This is a genomic window from Vibrio sp. CB1-14, from assembly GCF_040412085.2.
GTDB lineage: Bacteria > Pseudomonadota > Gammaproteobacteria > Enterobacterales > Vibrionaceae > Vibrio > Vibrio chaetopteri.
Genome location: NZ_CP115920.1, coordinates 1,817,022 through 1,834,303 on the forward strand (window position 1 = coordinate 1,817,022; position 17,282 = coordinate 1,834,303).

General features: G+C 45.8%; 15 protein-coding genes. 9 read left to right on the forward strand and 6 right to left on the reverse strand.

Going from position 1 to position 17,282, the window contains the following annotated elements:
- Nucleotides 1-12: 12 nt before the first annotated feature.
- Both pheT and ihfA read left to right on the forward strand, forming a co-directional pair.
- Nucleotides 13-2,418, forward strand: coding sequence for a phenylalanine--tRNA ligase subunit beta (pheT, locus tag PG915_RS08200; protein WP_353496083.1), 2,406 nt, complete (start codon nucleotides 13-15; stop codon nucleotides 2,416-2,418).
- 467 nt (nucleotides 2,419-2,885) lie between these two features.
- Nucleotides 2,886-3,179, forward strand: a complete 294-nt coding sequence (gene ihfA / locus PG915_RS08205) for an integration host factor subunit alpha (protein WP_006074250.1) — start codon at nucleotides 2,886-2,888, stop codon at nucleotides 3,177-3,179.
- 105 nt (nucleotides 3,180-3,284) lie between these two features.
- Here the strand turns inward: ihfA and PG915_RS08210 are convergent, their stop codons facing one another.
- A complete protein-coding gene (locus PG915_RS08210; protein WP_353496084.1) occupies nucleotides 3,285-4,061 on the reverse strand; it encodes a RelA/SpoT domain-containing protein in 777 nt (258 codons plus the stop codon).
- 231 nt (nucleotides 4,062-4,292) lie between these two features.
- Here PG915_RS08210 and PG915_RS08215 point away from each other — a divergent pair, with 231 nt between their 5' ends.
- Nucleotides 4,293-4,946 carry a thiopurine S-methyltransferase gene (locus tag PG915_RS08215; RefSeq protein ID WP_353496085.1) on the forward strand — a complete coding sequence of 218 codons (654 nt, stop codon included), beginning with the start codon at nucleotides 4,293-4,295 and terminating at the stop codon, nucleotides 4,944-4,946.
- Between the two features lie 97 nt (nucleotides 4,947-5,043).
- Here the strand turns inward: PG915_RS08215 and ppsA are convergent, their stop codons facing one another.
- The gene (gene ppsA, locus PG915_RS08220; protein ID WP_353496086.1) at nucleotides 5,044-7,431 is read right to left on the reverse strand and encodes a phosphoenolpyruvate synthase; all 2,388 of its coding nucleotides are present in this window, start codon (nucleotides 7,429-7,431) and stop codon (nucleotides 5,044-5,046) included.
- Between the two features lie 154 nt (nucleotides 7,432-7,585).
- Between ppsA and ppsR the strand changes: the two genes are divergently transcribed.
- Together ppsR and PG915_RS08230 are read left to right on the forward strand one after the other, a co-directional pair.
- Nucleotides 7,586-8,419: a posphoenolpyruvate synthetase regulatory kinase/phosphorylase PpsR gene (ppsR, locus tag PG915_RS08225; protein ID WP_353496087.1), complete on the forward strand. Its 834-nt coding sequence runs from the start codon at nucleotides 7,586-7,588 to the stop codon at nucleotides 8,417-8,419.
- Nucleotides 8,420-8,553: 134 nt separating this feature from the next.
- Nucleotides 8,554-9,174 (forward strand): TPR domain-containing protein, encoded by a 621-nt coding sequence (locus PG915_RS08230; protein ID WP_353496088.1) that lies wholly within the window; start codon nucleotides 8,554-8,556, stop codon nucleotides 9,172-9,174.
- A 70-nt stretch (nucleotides 9,175-9,244) separates the two neighbouring features.
- Here PG915_RS08230 and PG915_RS08235 read toward each other — a convergent pair whose 3' ends face one another.
- Together PG915_RS08235 and PG915_RS08240 are read right to left on the reverse strand one after the other, a co-directional pair.
- Complete coding sequence (locus tag PG915_RS08235; protein WP_353496089.1) at nucleotides 9,245-10,303, reverse strand: 3-oxoacyl-ACP synthase III family protein; 1,059 nt, start codon at nucleotides 10,301-10,303, stop codon at nucleotides 9,245-9,247.
- A 1-nt stretch (nucleotide 10,304) separates the two neighbouring features.
- Entirely contained in the window at nucleotides 10,305-10,985 is a 681-nt protein-coding gene (locus tag PG915_RS08240; RefSeq protein WP_353496090.1) for a hypothetical protein, read from the reverse strand.
- Nucleotides 10,986-11,169: 184 nt separating this feature from the next.
- On the opposite strand from PG915_RS08240, the gene PG915_RS08245 reads away from it, so the two are divergent.
- Complete coding sequence (locus PG915_RS08245; protein ID WP_353496091.1) at nucleotides 11,170-11,943, forward strand: ferredoxin--NADP reductase; 774 nt, start codon at nucleotides 11,170-11,172, stop codon at nucleotides 11,941-11,943.
- A gap of 20 nt (nucleotides 11,944-11,963) precedes the next feature.
- Here the strand turns inward: PG915_RS08245 and PG915_RS08250 are convergent, their stop codons facing one another.
- Together PG915_RS08250 and nrfA are read right to left on the reverse strand one after the other, a co-directional pair.
- On the reverse strand, nucleotides 11,964-12,395 hold the full coding sequence (locus PG915_RS08250; RefSeq protein ID WP_353496092.1) for a hypothetical protein: 432 nt from the start codon (nucleotides 12,393-12,395) through the stop codon (nucleotides 11,964-11,966).
- Between the two features lie 146 nt (nucleotides 12,396-12,541).
- Nucleotides 12,542-13,957 (reverse strand): ammonia-forming nitrite reductase cytochrome c552 subunit, encoded by a 1,416-nt coding sequence (nrfA, locus tag PG915_RS08255; protein ID WP_420884599.1) that lies wholly within the window; start codon nucleotides 13,955-13,957, stop codon nucleotides 12,542-12,544.
- A gap of 504 nt (nucleotides 13,958-14,461) precedes the next feature.
- Between nrfA and nrfB the strand changes: the two genes are divergently transcribed.
- From nrfB to nrfD, 3 genes are read left to right on the forward strand one after another with little or no spacing between them, the layout of a single operon-like run.
- Nucleotides 14,462-15,055: a cytochrome c nitrite reductase pentaheme subunit gene (nrfB, locus tag PG915_RS08260; protein WP_353496093.1), complete on the forward strand. Its 594-nt coding sequence runs from the start codon at nucleotides 14,462-14,464 to the stop codon at nucleotides 15,053-15,055.
- 1 nt (nucleotide 15,056) lies between these two features.
- Complete coding sequence (gene nrfC / locus PG915_RS08265) at nucleotides 15,057-15,746, forward strand: cytochrome c nitrite reductase Fe-S protein (RefSeq protein ID WP_353496094.1); 690 nt, start codon at nucleotides 15,057-15,059, stop codon at nucleotides 15,744-15,746.
- A complete protein-coding gene (nrfD, locus tag PG915_RS08270; RefSeq protein WP_353496095.1) occupies nucleotides 15,743-16,699 on the forward strand; it encodes a cytochrome c nitrite reductase subunit NrfD in 957 nt (318 codons plus the stop codon). The genes nrfC and nrfD overlap by 4 nt, the downstream gene beginning before the upstream one ends.
- Nucleotides 16,700-17,282: the final 583 nt, after the last annotated feature.

A 17,282-nucleotide genomic window follows, 5' to 3' on the forward strand; every position in this document is an offset into this window, starting at 1 on the left:
GGGTTCATCACAATGAAATTCAGCGAATCATGGCTTCGTGAGTGGGTAAACCCTTCAGTATCTACTGACGAACTTACGCACCAAATTACAATGGCTGGTCTAGAGGTAGACGACGTACTACCTGTGGCTGGTTCTTTCACTGGCGTTAAAGTAGGTAAAGTGGTTGAGTGCGGTCAGCACCCAGACGCAGACAAACTACGCGTAACTAAAGTTGATGTTGGCGCCCAAGACGAAAATGGCGAAAAGCAACTGCTAGACATCGTTTGTGGCGCGCCTAACTGCCGTGAAGGTTTGAAAGTAGCAGTAGCAACAGTTGGTGCTGTTCTTCCGGGCGATTTCAAAATCAAGAAAGCAAAACTACGCGGTCAACCTTCACACGGTATGCTGTGCTCATTTACTGAGCTAGGTATCGATGTTGAATCTGACGGCATCATGGAACTGGCTGAAGACGCAGTAATCGGTACTGATTTCCGTGACTTCCTAGGTCTTGATGACGTGACTGTTGACGTAGACCTAACAGCAAACCGCGCTGACTGTTTCAGCATCCGTGGTCTTGCTCGTGAAGTTGGCGTTCTAAACCGTGCTGATGTAACAGCACCAGCGGTTAACCCTGTTGAAGCATCTATTGCTGATGTAGCTTCTATTGAAGTTAAAGCAACGGAAGCGTGTCCACGTTACCTAGGTCGTATCGTTAAGAACGTGAACGTTCAAGCGGAAACGCCACTATGGATGCAAGAGAAATTGCGTCGTTGTGGAATTCGCTCTATCGACCCTGTTGTAGACATTACTAACTATGTACTTCTAGAGCAAGGCCAGCCAATGCACGCGTTCGATCTTGCTAAGATTGAAGGTGGCATCGTTGTTCGTATGGCAGAGCAGGGCGAGAAACTGACTCTTCTAGACGGTACTGAAGCTGAACTAAACGCAGATACACTGGTTGTTGCAGACCACAACAAAGCACTCGCTATCGCGGGTATCTTTGGTGGTGAAAAGTCTGGTGTAACTACTGAGACCAAAGATGTACTTCTAGAGTGTGCGTTCTTCGCACCTGATCATATCCGTGGTCGTGCTCGTAGCTACGGTCTGCACACTGATTCTTCAATGCGCTTCGAGCGTGGTGTGGACTATGCACTGCAAGTAAGCGCAATGGAACGTGCAACGGAGCTTCTGGTTGAAATCTGTGGCGGTGAAGTAGCACCTGTTGTTGCTGTTGAATCTGACGCTGATCTTCCTAAGCCAAACACTGTTGAACTGCGCCGTACTAAGCTAGATTCACTTCTTGGTCACCACATCGCTGATGCTGAAGTTGTTGAGATCCTAGAACGCTTAGGTCTAACAGTAACGACGACTGATACTGGCTGGACTGGTGTTGCACCAACATGGCGTTTTGACATCGCAATCGAACAAGACCTGATTGAAGAAGTGGGTCGTATCTACGGTTACGACAACATTCCAAATCAACACCCTGCCGCAACACTTAAGATGCACAACCACGTTGAAGCGAATCTTCCGCTTAAACGCGTACGTGACCTACTTGTTGATCGTGGCTACCATGAAGCGATTACATACAGCTTCGTTGAGCCAGAACAGCAAAAGCTTGTTGTGCCAGACGTTGAGCCGCTGATTCTGCCATTCCCAATCTCTGCGGACATGTCAGCAATGCGTCTTGGTCTTATCCAAGGTCTTCTAAACACGGTTGTTCACAACCAGAAGCGTCAGCAACCACGCGTTCGTTTATTCGAATACGGTTTGCGTTTCATTCCATGCGAGAGCGCTGAAAATGGCATGCGCCAAGAGCCTATGCTTGCTGGTGTGATTGCGGGTACTCGCAGCGAAGAGCATTGGGATATTGAAACCAATACGGTTGACTTCTTTGACCTTAAAGGCGACCTAGAAGCAATTCTAGAACTGTCTGCAAACGAGAAAGCATACTCATTTGCTGCGGCGAAACATCCAGCACTTCACCCAGGTCAATCTGCAGCAATCGTTGTAGATGGCAAAGAGGTTGGTGTCATTGGTACTATTCACCCAGAGCTAGAGCGTAAGTTCGGTCTAAACGGTCGTACTATCGTATTCGAAGTTGAATGGTCTGCGATCAACACGAAAGTGATTCCAGAAGCGGCAGGGCTTTCTAAGTTCCCTGCAAACCGTCGTGACATCGCCGTTGTTGTTGATGAAGCGGTAGCTTCTGGTGACATCGTTGCTGCTTGCCTAGAGCAAGGGGGCGAGTTCCTAAAAGACGCGAAGCTATTCGACGTATACGTTGGTAAGGGCGTTGAAGAAGGCAAGAAGAGCCTAGCAATTGCTCTGACTCTACAGTCTCTAGAGCGCACGCTTGAAGATGCTGATATCGCAGGTGCGGTAGATGCAATTGTTGCTCATATTTCTGAGAAATTTGGTGCATCACTGCGTGACTAATCGCGATTAGCGTATCAACGTGAATTACCTGAAAAAGCGAGTTGCTGAAAAGTAACTCGCTTTTTTTATACCTCGATATAATGGGGAAGAAAAACCCAGTTTCATATCGAATGTATATTGCAACTCTCTGTTTTTACACAATAAATTACAACTCATCTGCATCAAGGTCACTATTTTCAATTTTGTTTATAATTTTATTAAAACCTGCTTTTGTTTTGATTTTTAGAATAATACTCTACTCGATCGTTTTTGGGTAATCTATATCTCTAAATTATGCTAAAAACACGATAACTTGCTAAAACTTAAAGCAAAATCCTGACATAGTTCTGAAATAAAAAAGTTGGCGAAAATCAGAAGGTTGGCTTACACTTTTCAAAGTTGGCCTGTTATGTTGTTGATTGGTCGAACGAAATCTTAAGCGTTATCACTGTGATAACAAGGTATGAATTAGCTTTGAGGGGAGTTTTATGGCGCTCACAAAAGCCGATCTGGCTGAGAACCTATTTGAGAAACTCGGATTCAGTAAAAGGGATGCCAAGGAAACGGTAGAAGTGTTTTTCGAAGAAATTAGAAAATCACTTGAAAGTGGCGAACAGGTAAAACTGTCGGGTTTTGGTAATTTTGACTTGCGTGACAAAAATGAACGCCCGGGTCGAAACCCCAAAACTGGTGAAGACATTCCCATTTCCGCTCGACGCGTAGTGACATTCCGTCCGGGTCAGAAACTGAAGGCTCGAGTCGAAAATATCAAAGTGGATTAATGTCCTACTGTTAAACAAAAAGACCACCTAGTGTGGTCTTTTTGTGTTTTAGGGGCTAGGTGTTAGAGGGTATCGAATGCTAAGCCATTGCCCTTATAGAGCGACCTAGGCCGCTCGAATGTTGGTGGTAATGTAAGGTTGCCAAGCGTTTTGATACAGCTCCATTGACTGACGTCGCAGACTGGCAATTTGTGCTGTCTCAAACTCGTTAAGAGCACGGTTTTCAGCGGCTGCTCTGCGCTCAATTCCCTGAACAATTTCATACAAATCGTGTTCAGGTCCACTCTTAACATCTGCGATGTCTTTAAGGTGCAGTTGTACTTCAGCGATAATTCCGGTCTTAGGTAATTTAACCAAGATGTTTAGGTCACGATATCCAGACGCTGCTGGGCTTTTAAAGCGGTTTTTAACCCTTACTACCTGAGCTTCACGGCTAAGCGCTTCATAAGCGCCTACAAGGCTCTCTACGTCCTTGGCGACGATAGTGCCTCGAGCTAGGTCTGTGATCTGATTAACCTGACCGTTGAGCTCGGTGTCAATCTTCACTTTCGCTCGCTCAGCAGATTTTACGCCTGCAAAGTACGCATCGGTGTCAGTCAGTAGGGTGGTGGTTTTACAAAGCGCTTCTAGCTCATGTTGAGCCTGGTGGGCTTTGCTGTACAAGATGTCAAAATCGTTATGGGGTTGGAAGGCAGCGCCTTGAACAGCATCAATACCGTACAAGCCACTAAGACTGTGTTTGAATACAGATGGACAAACTTCGTTTTGCTCTTGCTTTCCTTTTGTTGGGGTGGAATCGGATTGATTAAGCGTGGCCGCAAATGCAGGTGCGCGGCTGAGTACCAATAGCATTAGTGCTGCAGTACGAAGAAACGTGCTCATTCTCTCTCCTAGTTACGTTATAAAAACGGGTACAAAAAAGGCGTTAACGCGCAGGAGTGTTGCTAACAATGATATGGGGTTCCTTATGGAAAACCCAACAAAAACTGTGTAACAGAGTTTGTAAACTGTGATACCTATCGCGTAATAAAATCTACGTGAATAGGTGTGACATTTTGTCTGCACTCTGTAAACTCTACGTTAACCATTATCCACAGCGAATATGAACGATAAATGAACGATTTTGAACTTTGGCACGATAAGTGGGCTGCAAACAAAATAGGTTTTCACTTGGAAGATGTGAACCCGTTGCTTATTAAGTATTGGGAGCGAATATCTCCAAGCCGTGACGAGAAGGTCTTTGTGCCCCTTTGTGGTAAGTCAGAAGATCTAGTTTGGTTGGCGCAGCGTCACGATGACGTACAAGGCGTCGAGCTTAGTCAAATCGCGGTGCGTTCATTTTTCTCAGAGCATTTTTACACGCCAATGGTCACTCCAATCAATGGTCAGTTTGAGTTGTATCAATTTGATGAGCTGAACATTTATGTCGGTGACTATTTTACCGCGCCAATTCAGCCCGTAGAGTTGATTTACGATCGCGCGGCGATGATTGCCATGCCTAAAGAGGTGAGAGAGCTCTACGTTGAAAAGCTAAAACAAACGCTGAAACCGGGCGGCCGTATTCTTCTTATCACGTTGGATTACGTTCAAAGTGAGATGACTGGACCACCATACAGCGTTCCGAGCACAGAAGTGATAAAGTATTTTGGAGAGGACTTTGATGTAACCCTGTTAGAGCGTGATGATGCAGACAGCAATCACCGCCGAATTCAGCAAGGGTTAACTCGTTTTGCAGAAGAAGCTTGGCTTATTAGCCATAAAGGTTAATAAAAGTGGACACGGGATGTCATTCCAATAAATGAATATAAAAATGCCAGAGCGAGCGCTCTGGCATTTTCTTTACCACAGTGGTGATATTCAGTCGTTACTTAGCGACGTTACCAAGCTTCAGCCATGTATCGATCACTGTGTCTGGGTTAAGTGATACAGAGCTAATGCCTTGCTCCATCAGCCATTCTGCTAGATCATCGTGATCCGATGGTCCTTGACCACATATACCAACGTATTTGCCGGCTTTGGTTGCAGCGTCTATCGCCATTTTCAGCATCGCTTTCACAGCAGGGTTACGCTCATCAAATAGGTGAGCTACGTCGCCAGAGTCACGGTCAAGACCAAGCGTTAGCTGAGTCATGTCGTTTGAGCCAATCGAGAATCCATCGAAGTACTTCAAGAACTCTTCGGCAAGAACGGCGTTTGATGGCAGTTCACACATCATGATGACCTTAAGGCCTTGCTCACCACGACGAAGGTCGAACTTAGCAAGTAGGTCGATAACTTGTGCCGCTTCGCTTGGCGTACGAACAAACGGGATCATAATTTCAACGTTTTTCAGACCCATTTCATCACGAACGCGCTTAATCGCTTGCGTTTCAAGTTCAAAACAGTCTTCAAACACCGGTGAGATGTAACGAGACGCACCACGGAAACCAAGCATTGGGTTTTCCTCGTGTGGTTCAAACTCTTTACCGCCCACTAGGTTACTGTACTCGTTTGATTTAAAGTCCGACATACGAACAATTACACGCTTAGGCCAGAATGCTGCAGCGATGGTTGAAATACCTTCAGTAAGCTTGCTCACATAGAAGTCGATTGGATCTTTATAGCCACGAATACGCTGAGTGATTTCGGCTTGCAGCTCCGGAGACTGCTGGTCAAAGTTCAGTAGCGCTTTCGGGTGAATACCAATCATCTTGTTAATGATGAACTCAAGACGTGCAAGACCCACACCTTCGTTAGGAATTTGAGCAAAGTCGAACGCACGATCTGGGTTACCCACGTTCATCATCACTTTCGTTGGTAACAGTGGCAGTTCATCGACAGCAGAGCGGCGGATCTCAAAGTCTAACTCACCTTGATACACATAGCCCGTTTCACCTTCAGAACACGACACAGTAACAACAGCGCCATCTTCCAAGCTGTCGGTTGCGTTACCACAGCCTACAATAGCTGGAATACCAAGTTCACGAGCGATGATCGCTGCGTGACAAGTACGGCCGCCACGATTGGTAACAATCGCCGCCGCTTTCTTCATTACTGGTTCCCAATCTGGGTCAGTCATATCAGTAACCAGTACGTCACCTTCTTGAACAAGCGACATTTGATCCAATGAATCAACAAGACGCACTTTACCTGTACCAATGCGCTGACCGATAGCACGGCCTTCAACCAACACATCTGCTTTGTTGTTTAGTTGGAAACGTTCAATGACGTTTTGCTCGCTTTGAGAGCACACGGTTTCAGGACGAGCCTGAACGATATATAGCTTGCCGTCGATGCCATCTTTTGCCCACTCAATGTCCATTGGACGTTGATAGTGCTTCTCGATGATCATCGCCTGTTTGGCAAGCTCTTTGATCTCTTCGTCATTTAGAGAGAACTGGTTACGCTCCTCATCAGACGTATCGATGATATCTACCTGTTTGCCAATCTCTTGGTTGTCAGAGTAAACCATCTTGATGAGCTTAGAACCAAACGTCTTCTTGACGATAGGCGTTTGACCTTGCTCTAGTAGTGGCTTGTGAACATAGAACTCGTCTGGGTTCACAGCACCTTGCACTACCATCTCACCTAGACCCCAAGCCGAAGTGATAAATACCACTTGGTCGAAGCCAGATTCCGTGTCCAGAGTAAACATAACGCCCGACGACGCTTTGTCCGATCGAACCATACGTTGAATGCCCGCAGATAGCGAGATACCGCGATGGTTAAACCCTTGGTGCACACGATAGGAAATCGCTCTGTCATTGAACAGAGACGCGTAGACATGCTTAGTGGCTTCTAGAACCGCATCGATGCCTTTTACGTTCAAAAAGGTTTCTTGTTGACCCGCAAAGGAGGCATCAGGAAGATCTTCAGCAGTTGCGGAGGAGCGCACTGCGACAGAAAGCTCTTCATTGTCTTCAATGAGTTCTTGATAGTTAGTTCGAATGTCCTGCTCTAAATCAGCAGGGAAGGGGGCTTGTAATACCCATTGACGGATGGTTGCGCCTGTCTTACGCAGTGCGTCAACATCATCAACATCAAGTTCGTCTAATAGCCCGTGAATGCGCTCATCCAATCCTTCGAAATCGAGGAATTGGTTGAAGGCATGGGATGTTGTCGCAAAGCCATTTGGCACTGAAACACCCGCGTTAGCAAGATTAGATACCATCTCGCCAAGCGAAGCATTTTTGCCGCCGACCTTATCGACATCGTCCATTGACAGACCATTGAACCAAAGGGTGTTGTTTTGCATGTCTTTCTCCAGAAACATTGCAGCTGTAGGATATAGCAAACGATTACGTATTCAGTGAAAAAATATTTAACTATTTTTACAAACTGTGGGGGAACGTGATTGAATGCTAGGGTTTGTTATCGATATTATGTAAAGCATCCTACTTAAATTAATTTGAAAAATTAAATAGAAAATGAATATTTTAGGTCAAAGTCGTGACGTATTCTACGTTTCTGACGGTACAGCGATTACTTGTGAGACATTGGGGCACGTGGTGCTCGGTCAATTTCCATTCAAAGCCAAAGAAAAGACATTTCCCTTTGTAGAGAGCGCTCATAAGCTCGATGAACTCATTAGGGAAATTAATCAATCCTATGAACGTAATGGAGCGAAACCTTTGGTGTTTTTCTCCATTGTGGTGCCTGAAATTCGTGCAGGATTACTGGAGTCACAAGCGTTTTGTTACGATGTGTTAGAAAGTTTAGTGGCTCAGGTTAAAACGGATTTACAATTGGAACCTAAGCCAAAACTTCAGCGCTCACACAGTGTTGGCAAAGATTCTGCGAAGTACTTTGATCGTATCGCGGCGGTTGAATATACCCTTGCGCATGATGATGGCGTCTCGCTTAAAAACCTTGAGGAAGCCGACCTAATTTTACTCGGCGTGTCTCGCAGTGGTAAAACACCAACCAGCCTATATCTCGCTATGCAGTTTGGTTTGCGAGTCGTGAACTATCCATTTATCGATGACGACATTAAACGCTTGCGTCTAATGCCTGAGTTTGAAATCCACCGTCATAAGTTGTTTGGCCTGACTATCAACCCTGAGCGCCTAACTGAGATTCGTGAAAACCGTTTAGCAGGCAGTGAATACGCTAGTACTGAACAGTGCTTGCAGGAACTTGCGAGTGTAGAAGCGCTGTTTAGGCGCGAAGCAATCCCTTATATCAATACGACGTCACTGTCGGTGGAGGAGATCTCAACACGGGTATTAGAGCGAGCGGGATTGAAGCGCCGGGTGTTCTAGGAATAGAGGACCCATTTCCAACCCCAAAAGTTACCGATGACAAGACTTCAAACAGCGCTCTGACTCACAGCGCTGTTTGCGGCTAGCCGCTACAATAGTGCTTAACCTCATTCGAATAAGAACCCAGCCCTACTATGTTGATTTTCGTGTTGCTAAGCATCACTGTCTTTTTTGTTGTCGCTTATGCGAGTTTGAACAAAGTATCTGAACTTAAAAAAAGAGTTGGATACTCCACGGCGTTGAGTGCGAGCATTGTTGGCATATCATTATTGCTATGGAGCCAGTTTCGCACACCGTTACCAGAGCCAGCCCCTCTCAGTAATGTACAAGACCATCAAAGCGTCATGCTTGATCTTCAAAATTCACTAGCAGAATCTCCAAACGATGCCGAGTCTTGGTTTAAGCTAGGTCAGCTGTATATGCAGAGTCTGGAGTTTGATTCCGCCGCAACGTGTTTCAATTACTCGATTCGCCTCTCTAGCATGCCTTATGCTGGGCAGTATGCCGCTTTGGCTACGGCGCTTTACTATCAATCCTCACAAACGATAACGCCTGACATTCAGCGTTACCTAGACAAAGCGCTAGAGCTCGACAGTGACAATGACACGGCATTGCAACTTATCGCTTCGGACTACTTCTTAAATGCAGAATACGATGAGGCGATTCGCGTTTGGACTCAAATCTTAGATTCGAATAGAGTGGGGATAGATAGAGCGGCGATTATTGAAAAAATTAACCAAGCTAAAGGCATGTGATAGTTCATCACTTAAGGCCATAAACGACAGCCGCTAAAGGCGCTAGCGGCTAATAAAGTTGGTTTCGTTTTTAAGCGTGCGTATATACAAACCCACCATACATGTACTTGGTTGCTTCGGCGCCGAGAATTACCACCTTGCTTCCTTTTGATAGCGCTCCGCTATTAACGAGTTTAGAAAAACTGCACCAAATAGCAGCAGAACCTAGGTTTCCCCAGTGTTTGGCGTCGTTAATGATCTTGGCTGGATCAATGTCTAGTGCTTCGGCCAGCATGGTGTCGATGTGGCCGCTTGCTTGATGGGGAATGATGTAGTCAAAGTCGTTGAGCTCATAGCCACGGCTTCTCAAAGTTAGAATACTGGCTTGAAATAACGCTTCGCCGCTTTTTCTGACGTTGCTGGCATCATGGTGAAAACGTGCTTTACCGTCTTGGGTATATACTGACATTGAGCCGCCATCTAGCGATAACCCCGGTGACTGTTCAACCCCAATTTGACCTGTAAAACAGTCTGAAATCTTACCTACTCCCGGTACGTCTTCTGGAGCGATGATGACCCCGCCGGCACCATCACCCATTTGCATGTAATTGACCAACTGTGATTGGTCGAGAAACTCTGGGTGATAATCAAAGTACACGGACCCTGTTTCACTGCCGACAATCATTACAGGCTTGTTTAGCATCGCCATTCGTGGGATGGCGATTTGTAAGCCGCTTGAAAACCCAGTACAGGCTTGTCTTAACTCCATGAAAGGACCGTGATAGCGAAGCTTCTCTGCTACCCAAGCGATGCTAGGGGGGAGTTGAGTGTCCGGTGTCGTGGTGTGGCCAATTAAGTAGTCGACGGCGTCTAAACTAGTGTTCGATTGTTCAAGCAGTTGTGTCGCCACACTAACCACAAGATCAGAGTTACTTGGCGTCGGTGCGCTGGTATGGGAATAGATGCTGCGCGAGAAATGGCGTCCCTCAATACCTATAAATGGTGCGATTCGAGACGCGATTTTTGCGTAGCGTTTTCCTGCTAATCTTTCCAACGCATCTAACAGTTGTGCGTTGTTCAGATGTTGTTCTGGGAATAAATGGTGTGCGGCGAGCAGTGATACGCTACCGGGCAGAAACGTTGCACTCATATTAGCTCTCCCTGGCTTCAAAGATGTGCTCAAGCGTAATACCAAGCGTTTCAAACGCTTCTCGTTCAGTATTGAGTAATTTAAACAGCTTTTGTGAAATCAGTGTGTTGAGTGCTTGCCATCTTGCACGGTCGTATCCTAGAGCGAGAGCATGCTTTTTTGCGGCAGTAACATGACGTGCTTCGTCTTGTTTGATGGAGCGGCATAACAAAACAAACGGATGATGCGGGTCAAGTCGACCTTTCTCCAGGTTCAGCATGATTTTACAAACCAAAGCGTCAAGACATGCGATTTGAGCAAAATGCTCTTCGAAAGTGTTTCTGGAACCCAGTGAAGCAAAAAAGCGCTGACTGCGGCGTTTTATCGCAACGACATCAGAAGGTTGCTCTAGCTGAGATTGCACAAACTCAAGTGCATCTTCATGGTATTGCTCATCAGCGACAATGCGTTCAAAGTCACTTTGGGCTGACGAGAGTGTTTGTGGAAGTTCACGTTGTGACTCGTTGTAGAACACCCATTGCGAGCTTTGTTCTCCACACACCAATAAAGGGAGTAGTCTAGATAGCGCAATTTTCTGTGGCTGTGTAAATTCGAATATCGTATTTCGATATTCGTGAAGCCAGTATTTAACCGGACTTTCACTGACACCTTCAAAAGGAACAGCGGGAAAACATGGTTTCATGGGCACTCTCAAAATCCTTTTACAACACACACCATACCAAGACCGAGGTAAAGCCGAATTCCTTTCTTTTACGTAAAGTTTTTTACGAAATTCATATTCTTCTTATCTAAATCTTAGTTTATATCCTGATGAATTTACTTCTATGCTGAAAGTGTCAAATTGCATTACTTATCGGAGATGAGACATGACAGACGTTCCAAATGGATTGGTAGAAGGACGAGTTTTGGCAAAGAAGCAGTGGACTCAGAACTTGTTCAGTCTTGAAGTAACCGCTCCAATTGAGGAGTACGTGGCTGGGCAATTTACTAAACTCGGTTTGCTCAATGCTAACGGGGAGTGGGTACGCCGAGCCTATTCGATGGTCAATCATCCCAATCATGATTATGGTCATCAACATTTGGAGTTTTTGATTATTGCAGATAGTGATGGTCAGTTATCACCGAAGCTTAATCAGCTTGTTTCAGGAGACACTATTTATGTAGGTAAACAACCTTCCGGCTTTATGACACTCGAAGAGGTACCGGAGCACGCGCGTGACTTGTGGATGTTGTCGACGGGCACTGCCGTTGGCCCATTTCTATCGATGTTAGATGATGACAGTTTGGTAGATCGGTTTGATAAGATTGTATTGGTTCATGCAGTGAGACGAGCGGAAGAGCTTGTTTATGCTAAGACCGTTCAAGATGCACAGGCTCGGATGGGAAAGCAGTTTGAGTTTGTCTCGGTAGTTTCCAGAGAAAATCACCAAACCAGCTTGTCTGGGCGCATTCCTCAATTGTTGCTGGAAGGTAGGTTACAAAAGCATGTGGAGATGGAACTTAATGCACCTCATAGCTTTGTCTTTATGTGTGGTAACCCTGCCATGGTAAAAGACACAAGCTCTGCGCTAACAGAGCTTGGTTTAACAAAACATTTGCGAAGAAAACCAGGGCATTTTTCAAGTGAAAACTATTGGTGATAATTAATTGTTGGTGACAACTAGTAGGTATAACCAAGGCCAAAGTAGGCCGCTTCTAAGCCGGTGTTGTAACCGATATCTGCGGTGAAGCCTGTAACGCCAGTTTTAAACAGCAAGCCTACATTACCGTTGAATCGCAAATCCGATTCATAGGTTCTAAATGGCGCGTCTGTAATTTTTTCTTCACTTCGATTCGCTAAGCCTATACCAGCATAACCAACAAAGTTATCGCTGAGCGATTTAACCAATCCAACATTAAGGCCAAAATCATCATTATTCGGCCCAGTCCCTCCAGCCAAGTTAGCGTAGAAACCATAACTAAGATTTCTATCGTAATACAGGCCCACACCAAAGCCACCTTCGCTGGTGGTACCGACCGAAACACTATTGTAGGTACCGGCGAATGAGAAAGTAGAGGCTAAACATAGACCAAGCAGAAGACGTTTTTTCATGAGATCCCTTTTGTGTATGTGTGCCGTTTGTGTTTTTGGAAACACAATGTAGTTTCAGCTACTTACGATTCTAGCAAAAAGCCCCAACCGATGGGTTGGGGCTTACGTTAATCTCGAATGGATCACACATTCAATAGTGAGTAAACCTAGTAGTTCGCCTCACGCTCAGCCGCTTCTTTATCCCATTCTGGCACTACTGTTTCTAAGAAGTGCTTTTTCTCTGCGTTCATCTTATCCATATCCATCCCTAACGCCGCTTGCGCTTTCTCTTTAGTGGAAATGTCTGGGATCTCGACAGGGTCGGTGATGCCTTTTTTCGCGAGTAAGCGAATCAGTTTTGCACGAGCGTCAGCCGCTTTGTCGACTGATGTACCTAGAATTTCTAGCGCCATTTCCGGTGCATGCATGTGCACGCCGTGAGATGCGATTGCGTAGTCCCAACGCCACTGCGCATGACGAATATCCGTTAGGATTGGCTTCATTTCTTCCTCGGTTGCACCTGCATCCCATGCAGCTCCAGCTTCAAAGTGAGCGGCTACGATTTGCTTTTCTGCTGTGAGTTTCATGTTCAGTACTTGTGCTTTGCGAGTCGATACGATGCCTTGTAGCTGATCTTTGCTCTGAGTATGGCAGTTTGCACAGGTGTCTTCGAAGCGGTCAAACGGGTTACCAACTTTATGATCAGTATAAACAGTACCATCTTCTTTGGTTACTTTCGGCATATGGCAGTCGACACAAACAACGCCGTTTTTGCCATGGATGCCGTCACGCCAAGTTTCATAGCCCGGGTGCTGAGCTTTTAGCATAGGCGCTTTAGAGACGGCGTGTTGCCAGTCTTTAAAGTTGAGCGCGTCGTAGTACTGTTCCATCTCTCCAACGGTGGTGCCCATATCCCAAGGGAATTTCACGGCTTTCGTTGGCCCTGTGAAGTAATACTCAACGTGGCACTGAGCACAAACCGAAGCTTGTTTATCTAAACGCGATTGCTCATCAAATTTTTTACCAATTGCTTCAAAGGCGCGTTCAACGTAAGGGCGGGTCAGCGCGAGTTCAGGTTCGCCGTTCTTGAATTTTTCACTGCGGGTGTCGTGGCAATCTGCACAGCCGATAGGGTTTGAAATTTCAGCGCCTAAACGTGCCCATTTTCCTTCAAAGTATCCGTCTTCGCCGCGCTCATCGATAACACGCGCAACATCCGGGCTTTTACAGCTCCAACAGGCCATTGGCATTGGGCCTGATTTAGGGTCGGTTGGGCCACCCGTTCTAAGTGTTTGACGTACATCATCAAGTGCATAGAAGTGTCCACGAGCTTTGTTGTAATCTTTGGCAAAGCCGTAGCCTGCCCATAAGATCACCATGTTAGGATCGTGGGCAAGGGCGTCTTCGATTTCGACACTCTCGCTCGTTTGTTTCCAAGAATGGTATTGGTCAGGATGGTCTTGTTCGTAGGCCTGATTTCTTGGATCCATTAACTCTTTTTCAGAGGCAGCAAAAGCGGGCACACTTGCGGTGCCTAATATTGCTAATGCAGCAACGGAACTTATAATCCAGTGCTTGTTCACGATGGTATCTCCATATTCTAATTTTTGAAATGCGTTGTGGGGCAAATTTCCTAAACAAGATTTGGAGATGTCTAATGATAGACGTATTCATATTAACTCATAGATAGAAATATTTTATTACAGCTCGACCTATTTACTGTTTTAGATCAATTTAACTAGGTGATGAAGCTCACATCTATATCCATCTAACCCTAAAGGGTTAGTGTTTTTTGGTTCGGGGATGAATTTCATATCCATTAAAAACAATGGGTTATGTAAAAATTCACACAGCAATAATAGTGATATTGCTCACTAATTAAACGTTGGCTGTTAGGGGAATACAGATAGTCGTACTATTATATATTCGTGAAGCGTTGTGGCTCATCCTAAATAAGAATTGATTTCATTTCTGAGTAATTTCGGACTTATTTTAAATAGTTCGCTGATTGAAAGGAAAAGTCATTGGTTATTAATCCGATAAGTGAATGTTTAGGTTCGCAATATTGGGTTTAAGGAAAGGATAAAATGGGCAATGTTAAATTGACCATGGTGATAATGCTTCAGGCTCTCCTAGCATTTACTCTCTGTGGTTATTCACTCAATGCCTTTGCCGACGATGCAGCCCTCGTGCAAGAAGGGGACTCTACACGGCATAAGGTGGAGTTGATACGTGATAAGGATTACAAATGTATCCAATGTCACAAAGACTCGAAACAAACTCTGGCAGGCTCTCATGGAGAGAATGTTATCGAGATCAGAGGTACGGCGCCAAGCTGTACAGACTGTCATAGTAATATCGGCCCAGACCATCGTGATGGCGCGTCGACGGTGATTAAATATCATGCTGCACAGTCTCAACCTGGCACAGATAAAACCTGGTTAGATCCAGAAGCCATTCTCAAAGCAAACAGTCGATGTACGGATTGTCATCAACCGCAATATCTACAAAAAGATAGTTGGACGCATGACGTTCACGCAAAGAATCTAACCTGTACCAATTGTCATTCAGTTCATGCTGAGAAAGCCAAAGTGCTCTCTTACGACCACAAAGCAAAAATTAAGATGTGTGTCGATTGCCATAAAGACTTCAACGAAAAACGTGAAGAGGAGGGCAAGTAATATGAGTTGTTCAAGACGAAATTTCCTTGCCGGCACGGGCGCAGTGATATTCACCACGGGTGTGGCAACAACTTCAGTCATCACTGCACGTAGTTCAGTGGCAAGTGAAGAAACTGAGAAAGCAGTGCGTTATGGCATGCTTCATGACGAAAATGCTTGTATTGGCTGTACTGCTTGTACCGATGCCTGTCGTGAGGTCAATAAAGTGCCTGAAGGGGTATCCAGACTGGAAATCCACCGCTCAGAGCCTATCGGCGAGTACCCTGATGTGGAGTACCGATTCACTCGTGAGTCCTGCCAGCATTGTGAGAACCCTCCTTGTGTTTATGTGTGTCCAACGGGCGCTGCATACAAAGATGAGAAGACAGGCATTATCGACGTACACAAAGAGAAGTGCGTGGGTTGTGGTTACTGTTTAGCAGCTTGCCCTTATCAAGTGCGCTTTTTCCACCCTGAGGATCACTCTGCAGACAAATGTAATTTCTGCCGTGATACTAATTTGGCGCAGGGCAAACTGCCGGCATGTGTAGAGAGCTGTCCAACCAAGGCATTGGTGTTCGGTGATTTGAATGATCCCAATAGCGATATCAACAAAATGCTGAGCATTAAAGTGATTTATCGCGATAAGGAGCATCTAGGCACGAAACCTAAGTTGTTCAAAGCCGCATTCCATAAGGGAGGTGTAGTATGAGTACGTGGGAAACAGCCTTTCATTTCGACTCCCTTGTTTGGGACTGGATCATTGCGATCTATCTTTTCTTGGCAGGCATGTCTGCAGGCTCCGCTCTAATTGCCATTTACCTCAAGCGTAAGGTTATCGAAGGCGACCCCGCGCAAAACGGCATTATGAAGGCGATGGCTTGGCTCGCGCCTTTTGGCATCATTGTTGGTTTGCTTATTTTGGTATTCCACCTGACCAAACCGTTAGAGTTCTGGAAAATCATGATTTACTACAACCCATCCTCGGTGATGTCGATGGGTGTCATCTTATTCCAAGTTTATATGGCGGTGTTGTTTGTCTGGATTGGTATGATCTTCAGAAAGCCAATCATGGATGTGTTGGGAAGCAAATTCGATTTTGTTGAAACCATTTTGCTCAAGCTTGAGAAAATTGAAAACGGACTAGAGCTGTTTTTGGGTTTTCTGGCTATCGTATTGGCGGCGTATACGGGCTTCTTACTGTCCGCACTAAAAACGTACCCGATGCTAAATAACCCAGTACTGCCAATCTTGTTCTTGTTCTCGAGCTTGTCTTCGGGTGCTGCAGCGAGTTTGCTGTTCGGCATTCTAGTGTTCAAAGAAGATTCACATAGCCCAAGCGTGAAGTGGGTGCACAGCTTTGAGCGTCCAGTGGTGTTGTTTGAGCTGTTTGTGATAGTGACCTTCTTTACTGGCCTTATCTTCAGCGGTGGTCAAAACGAAGTCGCTGCATGGAGTGCCATCGGCGGTGGTTTTTGGTCTAGCTGGTTCTGGTATGGCGTGATTGGTATCGGGATGTTGTTGCCATTGGCGCTAAACTACTTTAGCCCAGGAGAAGTGAAGTTGAATCACGGATTTATTCTTGTGGTCACTACTTTGAGTTTGATTGGGGTGTTGATGCTGCGTACGTTTGTTTTGTATGCGGGGCAGATGACGGTGGTTTAGGGGGGGATGTTTAATGCGGACTCCTAACCCCCGTCATTCCTGCGCAGGCAGGAATCTTCTGGAGGCTTGGTGCACGCTTTGAGTAGACCCCTGCCTACGCAGGGGTGACGGCTTCTTTAATAGGAATGAGTAGAGAGCACAAGACTCTCAACAACCGTCATTCCTGTGCAGACAGGAATCTTCTGGAGGCATGGTGCACGCTTTGAGTAGACCCCTGCCTACGCAGGGGTGACGGCTTCTTTAATAGGAATGAGTAGAGAGCACAAGACTCTCAACAACCGTCATTCCTGTGCAGACAGGAATCTACTGGAGGCTTGGTGCATGCTTTAAGTAGACCCCTGCCTACGCAGGGGTGACGGGTTCTTTAATACGAATGAGTAGAGAGCACATGACTCTCAACAACCGTCATTCCTGTGCAGACAGGAATCTTCTGAGGGCTTGGTGCACGCTTTGAGTAGCCCCCTGCCTACGCAGGGGTGACGGCTTCTTTAATAGGAATGAGTAGAGAGCACAAGACTCTCAACAACCGTCATTCCTGTGCAGACAGGAATTTTCTGGAGGCTTGGTGCACGCTTTGAGTAGA